At 60.1% G+C, this 14,334-nt stretch carries 14 protein-coding genes, 1 pseudogene and 1 riboswitch; of the genes and pseudogenes, 8 read left to right on the top strand and 7 right to left on the bottom strand.

What is annotated here, in order from left to right; genetic code table 11:
- Positions 1 to 57: 57 nt before the first annotated feature.
- Positions 58 to 264, bottom strand: a complete 207-nt coding sequence (locus ACM110_RS02465; protein WP_034149566.1) for a hypothetical protein — start codon at positions 262 to 264, stop codon at positions 58 to 60.
- Positions 265 to 457: 193 nt separating this feature from the next.
- Here ACM110_RS02465 and ACM110_RS02460 point away from each other — a divergent pair, with 193 nt between their 5' ends.
- Positions 458 to 736, top strand: a complete 279-nt coding sequence (locus ACM110_RS02460; protein WP_416126393.1) for a hypothetical protein — start codon at positions 458 to 460, stop codon at positions 734 to 736.
- A 99-nt stretch (positions 737 to 835) separates the two neighbouring features.
- On the opposite strand, the gene ACM110_RS02455 is transcribed toward ACM110_RS02460, so the two are convergent.
- Positions 836 to 2,002, bottom strand: a complete 1,167-nt coding sequence (locus ACM110_RS02455) for a 1-acyl-sn-glycerol-3-phosphate acyltransferase (RefSeq protein WP_416126392.1) — start codon at positions 2,000 to 2,002, stop codon at positions 836 to 838.
- A 137-nt stretch (positions 2,003 to 2,139) separates the two neighbouring features.
- Here ACM110_RS02455 and ACM110_RS02450 point away from each other — a divergent pair, with 137 nt between their 5' ends.
- Genes ACM110_RS02450 through ACM110_RS02440 form a run of 3 tightly spaced genes read left to right on the top strand, consistent with a single transcriptional unit; the run spans position 2,140 to position 3,251 of the window.
- A complete protein-coding gene (locus ACM110_RS02450; protein ID WP_416126391.1) occupies positions 2,140 to 2,322 on the top strand; it encodes a CPXCG motif-containing cysteine-rich protein in 183 nt (60 codons plus the stop codon).
- A gap of 9 nt (positions 2,323 to 2,331) precedes the next feature.
- The gene (locus tag ACM110_RS02445; RefSeq protein WP_416126390.1) at positions 2,332 to 2,592 is read left to right on the top strand and encodes a putative signal transducing protein; all 261 of its coding nucleotides are present in this window, start codon (positions 2,332 to 2,334) and stop codon (positions 2,590 to 2,592) included.
- Positions 2,593 to 2,627: 35 nt separating this feature from the next.
- Positions 2,628 to 3,251 carry an SOS response-associated peptidase gene (locus ACM110_RS02440; protein ID WP_416126389.1) on the top strand — a complete coding sequence of 208 codons (624 nt, stop codon included), beginning with the start codon at positions 2,628 to 2,630 and terminating at the stop codon, positions 3,249 to 3,251.
- Between the two features lie 100 nt (positions 3,252 to 3,351).
- Here ACM110_RS02440 and ACM110_RS02435 read toward each other — a convergent pair whose 3' ends face one another.
- Positions 3,352 to 4,095 carry a methyl-accepting chemotaxis protein gene (locus ACM110_RS02435; protein ID WP_416126414.1) on the bottom strand — a complete coding sequence of 248 codons (744 nt, stop codon included), beginning with the start codon at positions 4,093 to 4,095 and terminating at the stop codon, positions 3,352 to 3,354.
- 114 nt (positions 4,096 to 4,209) lie between these two features.
- Positions 4,210 to 4,404, bottom strand: a pseudogene (locus ACM110_RS02430) (HAMP domain-containing protein); the annotation flags it as partial.
- Positions 4,405 to 5,766: 1,362 nt separating this feature from the next.
- Here ACM110_RS02430 and ACM110_RS02425 point away from each other — a divergent pair.
- Positions 5,767 to 6,585: a M48 family metallopeptidase gene (locus tag ACM110_RS02425; RefSeq protein ID WP_416126388.1), complete on the top strand. Its 819-nt coding sequence runs from the start codon at positions 5,767 to 5,769 to the stop codon at positions 6,583 to 6,585.
- Between the two features lie 130 nt (positions 6,586 to 6,715).
- Here the strand turns inward: ACM110_RS02425 and ACM110_RS02420 are convergent, their stop codons facing one another.
- The 3 genes from ACM110_RS02420 to ACM110_RS02410 all read right to left on the bottom strand — a co-directional run bounded on the left by ACM110_RS02420 (position 6,716) and on the right by ACM110_RS02410 (position 9,552).
- Positions 6,716 to 7,300 carry a TMEM165/GDT1 family protein gene (locus tag ACM110_RS02420; RefSeq protein ID WP_338582973.1) on the bottom strand — a complete coding sequence of 195 codons (585 nt, stop codon included), beginning with the start codon at positions 7,298 to 7,300 and terminating at the stop codon, positions 6,716 to 6,718.
- Between the two features lie 90 nt (positions 7,301 to 7,390).
- Positions 7,391 to 7,514, bottom strand: a riboswitch (yybP-ykoY riboswitch).
- Between the two features lie 40 nt (positions 7,515 to 7,554).
- Positions 7,555 to 8,553, bottom strand: coding sequence for a methyltransferase (locus tag ACM110_RS02415; protein ID WP_416126387.1), 999 nt, complete (start codon positions 8,551 to 8,553; stop codon positions 7,555 to 7,557).
- 33 nt (positions 8,554 to 8,586) lie between these two features.
- Entirely contained in the window at positions 8,587 to 9,552 is a 966-nt protein-coding gene (locus ACM110_RS02410; RefSeq protein ID WP_416126386.1) for a 2-hydroxyacid dehydrogenase, read from the bottom strand.
- A 91-nt stretch (positions 9,553 to 9,643) separates the two neighbouring features.
- Between ACM110_RS02410 and ACM110_RS02405 the strand changes: the two genes are divergently transcribed.
- The 3 genes from ACM110_RS02405 (at position 9,644) to ACM110_RS02395 (ending at position 14,333) form a co-directional block, all read left to right on the top strand.
- On the top strand, positions 9,644 to 10,273 hold the full coding sequence (locus ACM110_RS02405) for a LysE family translocator (RefSeq protein ID WP_008060238.1): 630 nt from the start codon (positions 9,644 to 9,646) through the stop codon (positions 10,271 to 10,273).
- A 153-nt stretch (positions 10,274 to 10,426) separates the two neighbouring features.
- Entirely contained in the window at positions 10,427 to 12,109 is a 1,683-nt protein-coding gene (locus tag ACM110_RS02400; protein WP_338582966.1) for a fatty acid--CoA ligase, read from the top strand.
- Positions 12,110 to 12,446: 337 nt separating this feature from the next.
- Positions 12,447 to 14,333 (top strand): DUF1302 domain-containing protein, encoded by a 1,887-nt coding sequence (locus tag ACM110_RS02395; protein WP_416126385.1) that lies wholly within the window; start codon positions 12,447 to 12,449, stop codon positions 14,331 to 14,333.
- Position 14,334: the final 1 nt, after the last annotated feature.

Below are 14,334 nucleotides of genomic sequence, written 5' to 3'. Positions count from 1 at the left end.
ATGTTGAATGTCATGCCGCCATCGCGAGCAAGCTCGGCTCCTACAGGGGGTGGGGAATCACGCAGCTTGCGAGTAAAAATCCAGCACGCTCACGCCCGTCAGCAAATCCGCCTCCGGCAAATCGGCGTGTTGATGGCCGCCGAGTGCGCAATACACCAGCCAGTGACGGTCCTGAACATTGAAGGCGAGGCTGCCGACGAGGGTCTGTTGTTCGTCGTTGTGAGCGATGAGGTAAAGGCGATCCTGGTTTTCGGCGTGGAGCATGACGCAGTCCGTGTCGGTTTCGAGGCGCGCATGGTCGCCGATGCAGATGACGAAGCGGTGACGCCGGACAGCCATTTGTCATTTGCCGGGTAATTTGTCGCAAAGGGGAGTGCAGGCACAGAGGCTTTCGGTAGAATCCGCGCCGCGGTCGTCGGTCTGGCGCCTGCCACACCGGTTTTGTTTGAGGTTCGTGATGTCGCTGCATTTGATGACGCTGTTTACCGCCCATCCCGCCAAATTGATCAACCTGCTGGCCTTGCTCTTCGCCTTCCCGGGCGGCTGGCTGCTGCACGCCACCCGTCGGCGCGAGCAGCGCGCGATGGCCAGCCTCCAGGCTCAGCGCCAGAGTCGTCCCAGCGAAGAACCGACACTGGATTGGGCCACGCTGCGCATGAACCGGTTTTTCTACAGCTTCGGCTTTGCCTGCATGGGGCTGGCGCTGCTGGTGTCGTGGATCAGCACGCAGGTCTGAACCCTTTCAAAGCAAAAGATCGCAGCCTTCGGCAGCTCCTACAGGTGAACATCAATCCTGCGTAGGAGCTGCCGAAGGTTGCGATCTTTTGATCTTGTTTTAAAGCGGCAACCCAGCCTTCACCCGATACTGATTGCGCACCGGCGTCGCATATTGCAGCACGAGGAACGGGCGATGTTCCTCGGGGCAGGCGTCCAGGCGTTGCTGCCATTGTTCTTGGGCCTTGGCCAGTTCGTCAGCCGGGAACATCTCTGTAGCGTTTGGCACTGCCAACTGTGGATCGGCATCTTTCCACTGTGCGTAAGCCAGGTAATGCACCGGGAACAAGCGATAACCGCCCAGAATCTGCTTGTCCATCTCGACCGCCAATTGCTTGGTGTCTTCGAACAGCTCGGTGATCGGCGCGGCAAAGTTCACATGCACCCGACCTTTGTAGCCGGTGATGCCTTTGGCGATGCTCACGTCATCTTCGCCCGGCACCTTGGTGTAGCTGCCGGTGGTGGCGCGGATGAAGAGCTCGCGGGCCTTGGCCTGGTCGCACGGATCGTATTCGTAGCTGATCGACACAGGCGTGAGGTTCAGCGAACGGATGACTTCGCCGAACGGCTCGTCCTTGCGGCTCATGTGGAACATCTTGAGGATCGCCGATTCGGTGCGGTCGTCACCGTCCTTGGCGCGGCCTTCGGCCTGGGCGATCCAGATCGAGGCGCAATCGTTGCGGATCGAATGGTTGATGTACGCCGACAGCAGTTGATAGGCCGCCATTTTCTCGCGACGGCCGGTGATCGAACGGTGCACGATGAAGCTCTTGTTCAGGCGCATCAGGTCGCTGACGAAGGGCTTTTGCAGCAGGTTGTCACCGATGGCGATGCGCGGGGTCGGCAGGCCGGCGTGGTACACGGCATAGTTGACGAAGGCCGGGTCCATCACGATGTCGCGGTGGTTGGCGATGAACAGATAGGCGCTGCCGGACTTGAACTGTTCCACGCCGGTGTAAGTGACTCCGTCCGTGGCGCGTTCGATGGTGTGGTCAACGTAATGCTCGACCTTGTCCTGCAAAGTGGCCACCGACGTGATGCCGGCGAACTCACGGCGCAGCCGATGAGCTATAAGGGGTTTAAGCGCCCAACCTAAAGCGCCGGCAAAACGCGGGAAGCGGAAGTGGGTGAGGATATCTAGAAACGCCTTGTCGCCGAGCAGCCGGGCCAGCACCGCTGGGACTTCGCTGTCGTCGTAAGGTCGGATGGCATCGAATTCGCCCATCATGCTCTCTTGTTAGAAACGGCTAGGGTAAGTAAAGGTTCTGATCGAAAACCGGCGGGGTACGGTCTGAAAGTAGTCAGACAAAAATAGCCCTGCAAATAGACCGGCGATTATACGCACAAGTCACCTGGGAGACCGCGATGCTGGAAGCTGCGCAGTATGAATGTCCGTATTGTGGTGAGGAAGTCGAGACGACCGTGGACTTGTCCGGTGGCGATCAGACCTATATTGAAGACTGTCAGGTGTGTTGCCGGCCAATCACGTTCGTGTTGCAGGTTCACGGAGAGGATTGGTTTCTGGAAGTTTTCAGCGAGAACGAATGAGGAGCGTGTATGCAGCGCATTTACGAACCGGAAAACCTGATGGAAGGCGAATTGCTGCAAGGCATGCTCGCCAGCGAAGGTGTAGAGGCGCATCTGGTGGGGCGCGATCTGGTGGGCGCCACCGGTGAACTGCCGATTTTCGGTTTGCTGGGTTTGGCTGTGGATAACGACCAGGCCGAATACGCCCGTGAGCTGATCAGTGCGTACAATGCCGCGCTGCCGCTGTCCGGCGATGAACCGGAGAGTTTTCCCGGCACGCTGGTCTGTTAGGCTGGTGTTCGTTTGATCAAGAGTTGTGCTGCCCCATGTGTGGACGTTATGCCCTGTTTCGCTGGAACCGCGACTTCGCGACCCTGCCCGGTTTTCCCGCCGATCAGCAGGCGCAGTGGAACATTTCCCCCAATGATTCGGTGTTGATGCTGCGTGCCGGCCCGGACGGCCAGCGTGAGCTCTCCCGTGCCCGCTGGGGCCTGACGCCGCCATGGCTGACCGATCTGTCCCGTACGCCGGCCCATGCCCGCGCCGAAACCGTGGCCGAGCAACCGATGTTTCGCCAAGCCTTGCGCGAACGCCGCTGCCTGTTACCGGCCAATGGTTTCTATGAATGGCGTGGCACCACGCGCAAGCGCCCATTCTGGCTGACGCCGGGGGAGGGTTCGTCACTGTTTTTTGCGGCGATCTGGGAAGCGTATCCGGTGCAGGAGCAGGTGTGGTTGAGCACGGCGGTGATCACTCAGCCAGCGGCGAGTCAGCGCAGGCCGTTGATTCTCGATGAGGCAGGGCAGGCGGCGTGGCTCGATCCCGAGACGCCGCTGCATGTCTTGCAAGGGTTGCTGGCCAGTGAGCCTGCCGCGTTGCGCGAGCGGGTGCTGGCCAATATGGTCAATGATCCGAAGCTCAATGGGCCGGAGTGTTTGACTCCGGGTTGAGTGGTGTTATCGAAAAGATCGCAGCCTTCGGCAGCTCCTACATTGGATTGGCGTACACCCTGTAGGAGCTGCCGAAGGCTGCGATCTTTTGATCTTGCTTTTAAACCTTGAACTGATTGATCAACCGCCGCTGCTGCTCAGCCAGTTTGGTCAAATCCGCACTGGCGGCGCTCGATTCATCCGCGCCACCCGCCACTTCATTGGCCACTTGCCCGATGTTGATCACGTTGCGATTGATGTCGTCCGCCACCGCACTTTGTTCCTCGGCAGCGCTGGCGATCTGGGTGTTCATGTCGTTGATCACCGATACCGCCTGAGTGATGGTTTCCAGCGCTTCGGCCGCTTTGGCCGCGTGCTGCACGCTTTCGTCCGTGCGGTTCTGGCTGTCTTCCATCACCCGCACCACATCCCGCGTGCCCTGTTGCAGCTGTTGAATCATGGTCTGGATTTCTTCGGTGGCCTTCTGGGTTTTCTGCGCCAGATTGCGCACTTCGTCGGCCACCACGGCAAAACCACGACCCTGTTCACCGGCGCGGGCCGCTTCGATGGCCGCGTTCAAGGCCAGCAGGTTGGTCTGTTCGGCGATCCCGCGAATGGCGGTGAGGATCGCGTTGATGTTTTCGCTGTCCTTGGCCAGGGTTTGCACCACGCCGACCGCCCGGCCGATTTCCACCGCGAGAGCACCGATGGAGTTGGACGTGTCGCGCACGATCGCCATGCCCTGGCTGGCAGCCTGGTCGGCATGGCTGGCGGCTTGCGCGGCCTGGGTTGCGTTGCGCGCAACGTCCTGAGCGGTGGCGGTCATTTCCTGCACGGCGGTGGCTACCTGATCGATCTCGGCCATTTGCTTGTGCACGCCGGTGTTGGTGCGGATGGCGATGTCGGCGGTGTGTTCCGAGGAATCGCTGACGCTCTGCACCGAAGTCACCACTTGGGTGATCATCACCTGCAACTTGGCAAGGAAGGTGTTGAAGCCTTTGGCGATTGAACCGAGTTCGTCGGCGCGGTCACTGGTCAGGCGGCGGGTCAGGTCGCCTTCGCCCTGTGCAATGTCATCGAGCATGGCGACCATCTGCTTCAGCGGACGGGCAATGCCGTGGCCCACCAGCCAGATCACCAGCAAGCCGATACCGGCAATCACCAGACCGACCATCGCCATGCCGAAGGTGTCGGATTTGCGCTGTGCGTTCAGGTCGGCCTGAAGTGTTTGCAGGTCGGCCATCACCGCGTTCAGCGGCAATTGCAGCATCAGGGTCCAGCGCGCATCGGTCTGGCCGATGCCGAACGGCAGGTACAACTCGATCCGGCCCTGGGCCTTGTCGACGGTGTAAGTGACTTCGCCGCGCTTGAGATTGGCCATGTTGGCAATCTGTTTGCTGTCGAGGATGTCGCTGACCTTCTCGCCAAATTTGCTCGGGTCCTTGGTGTAGGCAACGATCCGGCCATTGCCGCCGATCAGGGCCATTTCCCCGGCGCCGCTGTAGAGTTTCTGGTTGGCGCCCAGCAGCATTTCCTGGATGAAGTTCACCGACAGGTCGGCACCGACAATGCCCTGGAAGGCGCCGTTGAGCATGATCGGTTCAATGAAGGAGGCGAGCATGACGATTTTGTCGCCGACCTTGTAGGGCGCCGGATCGATCACGCAGGATTTTTTGGTTTCCTTCGAACACAGGTAGTACTCGCTGGCGCGCACGCCGGTGGACAGGGTTTTCTGGTCGTCGACGTCCACCAGTTTGTCCAGGCCCAGGCTGCCGTCTTCATTGCGAAACCACCACGGCAGGAAGCGACCGTTGCTGGCATCGATGCCCACGACCTGTGTGCCGACGTAGGCCGCATCGTTGTGATCCAGTGCGTCTTTTTCCCAACCGATGTAGGTGCCGAGGATCTTCGGGTTCTTGGCCACGTTTTCCTTGATCAACCCGATCAATTGCTCACGGCTGAGGCTCAGCGCAGCTTTGCCATCAGCGCCCGGTGTGCCGATCAGTGCGTTGACCCGCACCAGGCCGCCGGCAATCAGCAACGGCGCTTCGAGTTCACGCTGGATCTGGCTGACCTGGGTTTGCGCCAGCGAGGTCAGGCGCTGTTCGATGACTTGCTCGAACTGCGCCTGGGTCCGCTCCTGGACCATGTCTTGCGTCCGGGCACCGGAAAACAGCGCGTACACGACCAGGGCCGCCACGACACTTAGAACGATGGCGCCGGCCAGGGCCGCCACGGAAAACTGGATCGATTTGAATTTCATGGGTGCTCCGCACGCAAAAGGTCGTCTGCGGAGGTGTATCGGCAGGGGGTTGAAGGGGCATGAGCGGGTGTGGGTGAAATGACTGTTTTGGAGAGCTCGATGTCGCAAATGAATCATTGCCGGCGGATTGGCCGCCGTGGCTTGCGCGGGTTTGTGAATTTTTTCCTACGGCGAAGAGAGCTTTGTCTGAAATGCGCGTCATATATCCCGTTGTATCTGGCGCCGATACCTTTCCGCGCCTAGGATACGGTCAAGTTTTCAGGGAGTTTTTTGATGAACAAGACATTGGTTTCGTGTGCGCTGGGCACAGCTCTGCTGCTCGCCGGTTGCCAGTCTGTCAATACCACCAGCGGCGGTGCTGTGGGGGTTGAGCGTAAGCAATACATGTTCAGCATGTTGTCCTCGCAAGAGGTCGACCAGATGTATGCCCAGTCCTATCAGAAGACCGTGGGCGAGGCGTCCAGCAAAGGTGTGCTGGACAAGACCAGTAGCGATGCCAAGCGCGTGCAGGCGATTGCCGACCGACTGATTGCCCAGGCGCCGAACTTCCGTCCGGATGCGGCCCAGTGGAAGTGGGAAGTCAACCTGATCAAGAGCGACGAACTCAATGCCAACTGCGGTCCTGGCGGCAAGATCATTTTCTACACCGGGTTGATCGACAGCCTGCAACTGACCGACGATGAAATCGCCGCGGTCATGGGCCATGAAATTGCCCACGCCCTGCGTGAACACGGTCGTGAGGCGATGTCCAAGGCGTACGGCATGGAAATGGCGAAGCAGGGCGCAGGTGCGTTGTTCGGGTTGGGGCAAGACACACTGGCGCTGGCCGATACCGTGGCCAACTACGGCATGACCTTGCCCAACAGTCGCGCCAATGAAAACGAAGCAGACCTGATTGGTCTGGAGCTGGCCGCCCGCGCCGGTTACAACCCGAATGCCGCGATCACCCTGTGGAACAAGATGACCAAGGCCTCGGAAGGTTCGCCACCGGAGTTCATGAGCACTCACCCGGCTTCCACCAGTCGGATCGCGGCGTTGCAGGCGGCGATTCCGAAGGTGATGCCGTTGTATGAGCAGGCCAAAAAGTCCTGATCTCATGCGGTGAGGCTGCTGGCCTCATCGTCGGAACGCCGCCCGGAGCAGGCTCGCTCCTACATTGGTTTTGTGCTCGACGCTGAACCCTGTGGGAGCGAGCTTGCTCGCGATGAACGATGACGCGGTATCAAACCCACCCGCTAGCCTGCATCGCCTTGTACACCGCGACAATCGCCAGAATGAAGAACGCAGACGCCGCCAGGCGACGAATCAGCGTCAACGGCAATTTGTCCGCCGCAAAGTTACCCGCCAGAACCACCGGCACGTTGGCGATCAACATCCCGACGGTGGTGCCGATGATCACCAGCCACAATTCCGGATATTGCGCGGCCAGCATCACGGTGGCGATTTGCGTCTTGTCACCGATTTCCGCGAGGAAGAACGCGATCAGCGTGGTCAGGAACGGCCCGAATTTGCGGGCGGTGCTGGCTTCGTCGTCATCCATCTTGTCCGGCACCAGGGTCCACAACGCGGTCGCTGCGAAGCTCGCCGCGAGGATCCAGTGCAGCAACGTATCCGAGAAGAAACCTCCGACCCAAGCGCCCACCGCACCGGCCGCCGCGTGGTTGGCCAGGGTCGCGGCAACAATGCCGGCGATGATCGGCCACGGTTTGCGGAAGCGGGCAGCGAGAATGAGCGCGAGCAGTTGCGTCTTGTCGCCGATTTCGGCCAAGGCAACGATTGCGGTGGGTACGAGTAATGAATCCAGCATCAGGGGTTTTCCTAAGGGGCGGGTCGACACGGCTATGACACGTACAGCCTTCCCGCCCCGGGTAAGGTGTTCGTGTCATAGGTCTTGTCAAACCCTGGCGATCCGTCTGATGCGGACGCTTGGGTCGCATACGCCATGGTCTGAGGACCAAGTATGTTGACGTATGCCGGACGAGCATGGCGCTCGTGGGAGACTACTCCCCTAGGACGGAGCGGATTCTGCCTACGCAAAATCCATTCGGCAAGAACAAATTTTCAGCCGCGTTTGGCTCGGTAGATTCGGAAACCCTGTCCTTCCGCCTTGATGGCGCAGACGCCCAGATGCTCTTCGATCAATGGTTGATACTTCAGGAAGCTGTTGGCCACCAAGCGCAGTTCGCCGCCGTTTTTCAGATGTTTGGCTGCTTTTCGCAGCAAGTTCTCTGTGGCGTAATAATCGGTATGCACGCCGACATGGAACGGTGGGTTGCTCAGAATCGCGCTCAAACCCATAGGGGCGGCATCGATACCGTCGCCAGTAATCACGTCAGCTTCCAGACCGTTGGCAGCCAACGTCAGGCGACTGCTGGCGGCGGCAAATGCATCCACGTCGAGCAACGTCACCTGATTGTGCGGATAACGCCGCTTGACCGCCGCGCCCAACACACCCGCGCCGCAACCGAAGTCCAGCAAATGACCGCTTGGCAGTTTGTCCAGATGTTCCAGCAACAGCGCGCTGCCGCGATCCAGTCGGCCATGGCTGAACACACCCGGCAGGCTGATGACTTTAAGCGGGCCTTCAGTCAGCGGCAGTTCATATTCCTGCGCCAGGCTTTCCAGCGATTTGGCAGCGGGGGCGTTGGCCACCGTAACTTGCCAGAGCTGGCAATGCCGCGCGCTGTCGAGCTTGCGCGGCTTGCCGAAAGGCATCAGTTGCTTGGCCGCGCCTTCGATGCCGCTCTTTTTCTCGCCGACCAGAAACACCTCACGACCTTCCAGGCGCGAGGCCACGGCATTGAGGATGTAATCGGTCAGGTCCTTGGACTTGGGCAAAAACACCACGGCCGCCTCGAAAGCCTGTTCGGGCACATTCACGCCAAAATGGCTGCGCTCGGCGAAACGGACGTCGAGCGCGGCCTGGTCACCGGCATGCCAGCACCAGCCGTGAGCGGCGGGCAGGCGGCCGAGCAAATCGTCGGCGGGCAAACCGGCCAGCAATACCGAACCCTGGAATAATTCAGCCTGACGAAGCAGTACTTCACTGCGCGGATCCATAACTGCTCCTGTGGAAAAAAGTGCCGCAGTTTATCAACTGACGACCCGCAGTGCCTTACCGCTGAAGTATCCGAGGGCATTTTCGGTCACTTGCCCGACGATGCGCTGACGCGCTTCGCGACTGCCCCAGGCATTGTGCGGGGTGACGATCAGGCGCGGGATGTCATGGGCCAGCAATGGATTGCCGTTGATGGGCGGCTCGACGCTCAGCACGTCGGTCGCAGCGCCGCCGAGGTGGCCATTGCGCAAGGCATCGGCCAGTGCTTGCTCATCGATCAGGCCGCCGCGGGCCGTGTTGACCACGAACGCGCCGGGTTTCATCGAGGCCAGTTCGCGGGCACCGATGAAGTGACGGGTGTGTTCATTCAGCGGGCAGTGCAGGGTCAGCGCATCGATTTGCGGCAGCAATTCGGCCAGCGGCAAACGGTCGGGCCGGGCAGGGCGCCCCGGAATCTGGCCCAGCAATACGCGCATGCCGAAAGCTTCGGCGAGTCGCGCGACCGCGCCGCCCAGTTCGCCATGACCGAGCAGACCGAGGGTTTTGCCTTCCAGTTCAACGATCGGGTAGTCCAACAGACAGAACTGCTTGGCCTGCTGCCAGCGACCTTCACCGACGGCTTTCTGATAGTCGGTCAGGCGCGTCGCCAGGTTGAGCAGCAGCATGATCGTGTGTTGCGCCACGGACGGCGTGCCGTAACCCTGACAGTTGCACACGGTAATCCCGTGGGCGCGGGCGGCCGCGAGGTCGACGTTATTGGTGCCGGTGGCGGTGATCAGGATCAGCTTGAGGTCGGGGCTGGCAGCCATCGCGGCGGCATCGATCAGGATTTTATTGCTGATGGCGACGGTGGCGCCCTTGAGGTGATCAATGACCTGATCCGGCAAGGTCTGGGCGAACAGCTGTAAATCGCTGAAGCAATCGCGTAGCGGGCTGAGGTCGAGATCGCCCAGGTCCAGGGATGGGTGGTCGAGGAAAACGGCGCGGCGAATGTTCGTCATCAACTGTACCTTTTGTGCAATGAACTGAAGGCGTAATCTGCCGAGCCTACCAGATGAAATAAATAGTTACGCTTGGCCTAAAGGAGCCCCCATGTACTGGACCGAGTTCTTGACCGTTGCCCTGATCCACCTGCTGGCCGTCGCCAGCCCCGGCCCGGACTTCGCCGTAGTGGTGCGTGAAAGCGTAACCCACGGTCGTCGCGCCGGCACCTGGACGGCGCTGGGCGTCGGTACGGCGATTTTCCTGCACGTGGGGTATTCGCTGCTGGGGATCGGCCTGATCGTGTCGCAGTCGATCGTACTGTTCAACGCCTTGAAATGGGCTGCCGCTGCTTATCTGCTGTACATCGGCTTCAAGGCACTGCGGGCGCAACCGGCCAAAGCGGTGACTGACGATCTGCACAAGGAGGCCGGCGAGCGCACTGCACGTGGCGCCTTCACTTCCGGTTTTGTGACCAACGGTCTTAACCCGAAAGCCACGCTGTTCTTCCTGTCGCTGTTTACCGTGGTGATCAATCCGCACACGCCGCTCGCTGTGCAGGCCGGTTACGGGGTTTACCTGGCGGTGGCCACGGCGATCTGGTTCTGCCTGGTGGCCATGCTGTTCAGCCAGCAGCGCGTGCGTGCCGGGTTTGCCCGTATGGGGCACTGGTTCGACCGGACCATGGGCGCGGTGTTGATCGCAATCGGCGTGAAGCTCGCGTTTACCGAGATGCACTGACCGTAACGATCCTCGATAACCCGCAAATGCTGGCGCAACGCTAGCATTTGTGCGGCTCTGCAAATCATTCCTTTGGCTGATTTGGCTGGCGAACAAGGGCACTACAGTGCGTACTTATTCAGCCACGACCGTGCAGTCAGAAAAGGGATTCTTATGTTGCAGACACGCGTTATTCCCCCAGCCGAAGGCGCTTACCAGTATCCGCTGCTGATCAAACGGCTGCTCATGTCCGGCGCGCGTTATGAGAAAACCCGCGAAATCGTGTACCGCGACCAGTTGCGCTACAGCTACCCGACCCTGATCGAGCGGGTCGCACGGCTGGCCAACGTGTTGACGGCGGCTGGAGTGAAGCCCGGAGACACCGTGGCAGTGATGGATTGGGACAGTCATCGTTATCTGGAATGCATGTTCGCCATTCCGATGATCGGTGCGGTGATCCACACCATCAACGTGCGTTTGTCGCCGGAGCAGATCCTCTACACCATGAATCACGCCGAGGACCGCTATGTGCTGGTCAACAGCGAGTTCGTGGGCCTGTACAACGCGATCGCCGGGCACCTGACCACGGTCGAGAAAACCCTGCTGCTGACCGACCTGCCGGAGAAAACCGCTGACCTGCCGAACCTGATCGGCGAGTACGAGCAGTTGCTGGCGGCGGCAAGTACGCAGTACGACTTCCAGGACTTCGACGAAAACTCGGTCGCGACCACGTTCTACACCACCGGCACCACCGGCAATCCCAAGGGCGTTTACTTCACCCATCGCCAACTGGTGCTGCACACCATGGGCGTGTCGACCATCATGGGTGCGATCGACAGCGTGCGCCTGCTGGGCACCAACGACGTGTACATGCCGATCACCCCGATGTTCCACGTCCACGCCTGGGGTCTGCCGTATGTGGCGACCATGCTCGGGCTCAAGCAGGTTTATCCCGGTCGCTACGATCCGGAATTCCTGGTGGAGCTGTGGCGCAAGGAAAAGGTCACCTTTTCTCACTGTGTGCCGACCATCCTGCAAATGGTCCTCAACGCCAAGGGTGCGCAAAACACCGATTTCGGTGGCTGGAAAATCGTCATCGGCGGCAGTGCGCTCAATCGTGCGTTGTACGAAGCGGCCAAGGCCAAGGGCATTCAGTTGACCGCCGCTTACGGCATGTCGGAAACCGGGCCGCTGGTATCGTGCGCGCACCTCAACGATGAGCTGATGGCCGGCAGCGAAGACGAACGCACCACTTACCGGATCAAGGCAGGCGTGCCCGGGCCGTTGGTGGAGGCGGCAATCGTCGACACCGAGGGCAACTTCCTGCCCGCCGATGGCGAGACCCAGGGCGAACTGGTGCTGCGCGCGCCGTGGCTCACCGAGGGTTATTTCAACGAACCGCAGAAGGGGGCCGAGCTCTGGGCCGGGGGCTGGTTGCACACCGGTGACGTGGCGACCCTCGACAGCATGGGCGTGATCGATATCCGCGACCGGATCAAGGACGTGATCAAGACTGGCGGAGAATGGATCTCCTCCCTCGACCTCGAAGACCTGATCAGTCGTCACGTGGCGGTACGCGAAGTAGCAGTAGTGGGCATTGCCGATCCACAGTGGGGCGAGCGGCCGTTTGCCTTGCTGGTGCTTCGTGAAGGCCATGAGATCGGGGCCCGGGAACTCAAGGAACACCTCAAGCCATTCGTGGAGCTGGGGCACCTTAGCAAGTGGGCCATCCCGAGTCAGATCGCCCTTGTTACTGAAATTCCCAAGACCAGTGTCGGCAAGCTCGACAAGAAGAAAATTCGCGTCGACATCATCGAATGGCAGGCTACCAACAGCACCTTCCTTTCGACGCTTTGAGCGTCTTCTGGCGTGCCCGAAATGGCACGCCAGCCCCACCAAGCAAGCGCTTGGCTTGTCAAATCCGAATTTTGAGCCATTCTTGCCGTGCCGACAGTTGTCGGCATGGCAAAGGACTGTTCCAGAGTGGCTGGCAGGCGCAAATCACACTTTAGAGGGATCAAGCACTACTGCCTGCTGGCTATAGTCCGCTCAAGGATTTTTAAGAACGGAGCAAACGCACAAACCGGGGCGATGCAACTTTGGAATGACTTTGGGACGCCATGGCTCCCTGTCATCCAAGCGTTTTTAAAAGTGCTCACTGCCATAACAATAAAATGCACATGGAGTAGCGTCGATGACATCAGTAAACCAGTTCTGGCGCCGGGCAAAACTGCCTCTGGCCGTCAGCCTTGCCTCTACGCTCGCCGGGCCTGCATTCGGCGTCAGTTTCAACGTTGGTGAAATCGAAGGTCAGTTCGACTCGTCCCTGTCGATCGGTGCCAGTTGGTCAACTGAAAGCGCCAACAAGAACCTCATCGGCGTCAACAACGGTGGCAAAGGCCTGTCCCAGACTTCCGATGACGGTCACCTGAACTTCAAGAGCGGCGACACCTTCTCGAAAATCTTCAAGGGCATCCATGACCTTGAGTTGAAGTACGGCGACACCGGTGTTTTCGTCCGTGGCAAATACTGGTACGACTTTGAACTCAAGGACGAAAGCCGTCCGTTCAAGGACATCAGCGACAGCAACCGCAAGGAAGGCGCCAAGTCCTCCGGCGGCCAGATCCTCGACGCCTTCGTCTACCACAATTACTCCATTGCCGATCAGCCGGGTTCGGTTCGCCTTGGCAAACAGGTAGTGAGCTGGGGTGAAAGTACGTTCATCGGCAGCGGCATCAACTCGATCAACCCGATCGACGTATCCGCGTTCCGCCGTCCAGGTGCCGAGATCAAGGAAGGCCTGATTCCGGTCAACATGTTCTACGTGTCCCAAAGCCTCACCGAGAACCTGTCGGCTGAAGCCTTCTATCAACTGGAATGGGACCAGACCGTCGTCGACAACTGCGGCACGTTCTTCTCTCAGCCCGACATCATTGCCGACGGTTGCGACAACAACCTGCGCGTGCTGAACAAGCGCTCGACCATTCCGGCCGCGGCACTGCCTACGCTGACCCGACTGGGCGTCGACGTCGACAACGAAGGTGTGCTGGTACGCCGTGGTCCGGATCGCGATGCGCGCGACAGCGGCCAGTGGGGCGCGTCCCTCAAGTACATGTTCGACCCGCTGGACACCGAATTCGGTGCCTACTTCATGAACTACCACAGCCGCGCGCCGATCTTCAGCGCCACCGGTGCACCAGCGTCGACCTTTGCCGGCGTTGCAGCCTTGCCGGCACAGTTGCGTGCTCTGGCGCCACTGATCGTCGCGGGTAACTCGAGCTACTTCGTCGAGTATCCAGAAGACATCCGCCTCTACGGCTTGAGCTTCTCCACCACCCTGCCTACCGGTACGGCGTGGAGCGGTGAAGTCAGCTACCGTCCGAACGCACCGGTGCAGCTCAACTCCACCGACATTCTGTTCGCCGGCGTACGTCCGTTGGGCGGCGCGTTGACCAATGCTTCGCTGCTCTCCGCCCCACCGGGTTCGGATCTGCACGGTTATCGCCGCAAGGAAGTGACCCAGTTCCAGACCACCCTGACGCACTTCTTCGACCAGGTCATGGGCGCCAGCCGTCTGACCCTGGTGGGCGAAGTGGGCGTAACCCACGTCGGCGGCCTGGAAAGCACCTCTGACGTTCGTTATGGCCGTGACCCGGTCTACGGTCCTGGTGAGCTGCCAGCTACCGGCGGACAGAATACTTGCCAGGCACTTAACACCAGCACCATCGCCGGTGCCGGCCCTGGTACGCCGACCAACAACCTCAACCGCAACTGCAACGACGAAGGCTTCACCACAGCCACCTCCTGGGGCTACCGCGGTCGTGCCATCTGGGAATACAACGACGTGTTCGCCGGTGTGAACCTCAAGCCTAACGTGGCCTGGTCTCACGACGTTGAAGGTTACTCGCCCGGTCCTGGCGGCAACTTCGAGGAAGGTCGCAAAGCGGTCAGCCTGGGTCTTGATGCCGAGTACCAGAACACCTACACCGCAAGCCTGGCATACACCAACTTCTTCGACGGCAAGTACACCACCGTGGATGATCGCGACTTCGTTGCGCTCAGCTTCGGCGTGAACTTCTAAG

Source organism: Pseudomonas sp. NFX98 (assembly GCF_047784845.1).
Classification (GTDB): domain Bacteria; phylum Pseudomonadota; class Gammaproteobacteria; order Pseudomonadales; family Pseudomonadaceae; genus Aquipseudomonas.
This window is presented reverse-complemented; position numbering and strand designations above follow the sequence as displayed.

Coding starts and splice junctions, on each gene's coding strand:
- ACM110_RS02465 (WP_034149566.1), bottom strand. CDS start 264: ATGCTCCACGCCGAAAACCAGGATCGCCTTTACCTCATCGCTCACAAC.
- ACM110_RS02460 (WP_416126393.1), top strand. CDS start 458: ATGTCGCTGCATTTGATGACGCTGTTTACCGCCCATCCCGCCAAATTG.
- ACM110_RS02455 (WP_416126392.1), bottom strand. CDS start 2,002: ATGATGGGCGAATTCGATGCCATCCGACCTTACGACGACAGCGAAGTC.
- ACM110_RS02450 (WP_416126391.1), top strand. CDS start 2,140: ATGCTGGAAGCTGCGCAGTATGAATGTCCGTATTGTGGTGAGGAAGTC.
- ACM110_RS02445 (WP_416126390.1), top strand. CDS start 2,332: ATGCAGCGCATTTACGAACCGGAAAACCTGATGGAAGGCGAATTGCTG.
- ACM110_RS02440 (WP_416126389.1), top strand. CDS start 2,628: ATGTGTGGACGTTATGCCCTGTTTCGCTGGAACCGCGACTTCGCGACC.
- ACM110_RS02435 (WP_416126414.1), bottom strand. CDS start 4,095: ATGGCCGAGATCGATCAGGTAGCCACCGCCGTGCAGGAAATGACCGCC.
- ACM110_RS02425 (WP_416126388.1), top strand. CDS start 5,767: ATGAACAAGACATTGGTTTCGTGTGCGCTGGGCACAGCTCTGCTGCTC.
- ACM110_RS02420 (WP_338582973.1), bottom strand. CDS start 7,300: ATGCTGGATTCATTACTCGTACCCACCGCAATCGTTGCCTTGGCCGAA.
- ACM110_RS02415 (WP_416126387.1), bottom strand. CDS start 8,553: ATGGATCCGCGCAGTGAAGTACTGCTTCGTCAGGCTGAATTATTCCAG.
- ACM110_RS02410 (WP_416126386.1), bottom strand. CDS start 9,552: ATGACGAACATTCGCCGCGCCGTTTTCCTCGACCACCCATCCCTGGAC.
- ACM110_RS02405 (WP_008060238.1), top strand. CDS start 9,644: ATGTACTGGACCGAGTTCTTGACCGTTGCCCTGATCCACCTGCTGGCC.
- ACM110_RS02400 (WP_338582966.1), top strand. CDS start 10,427: ATGTTGCAGACACGCGTTATTCCCCCAGCCGAAGGCGCTTACCAGTAT.
- ACM110_RS02395 (WP_416126385.1), top strand. CDS start 12,447: ATGACATCAGTAAACCAGTTCTGGCGCCGGGCAAAACTGCCTCTGGCC.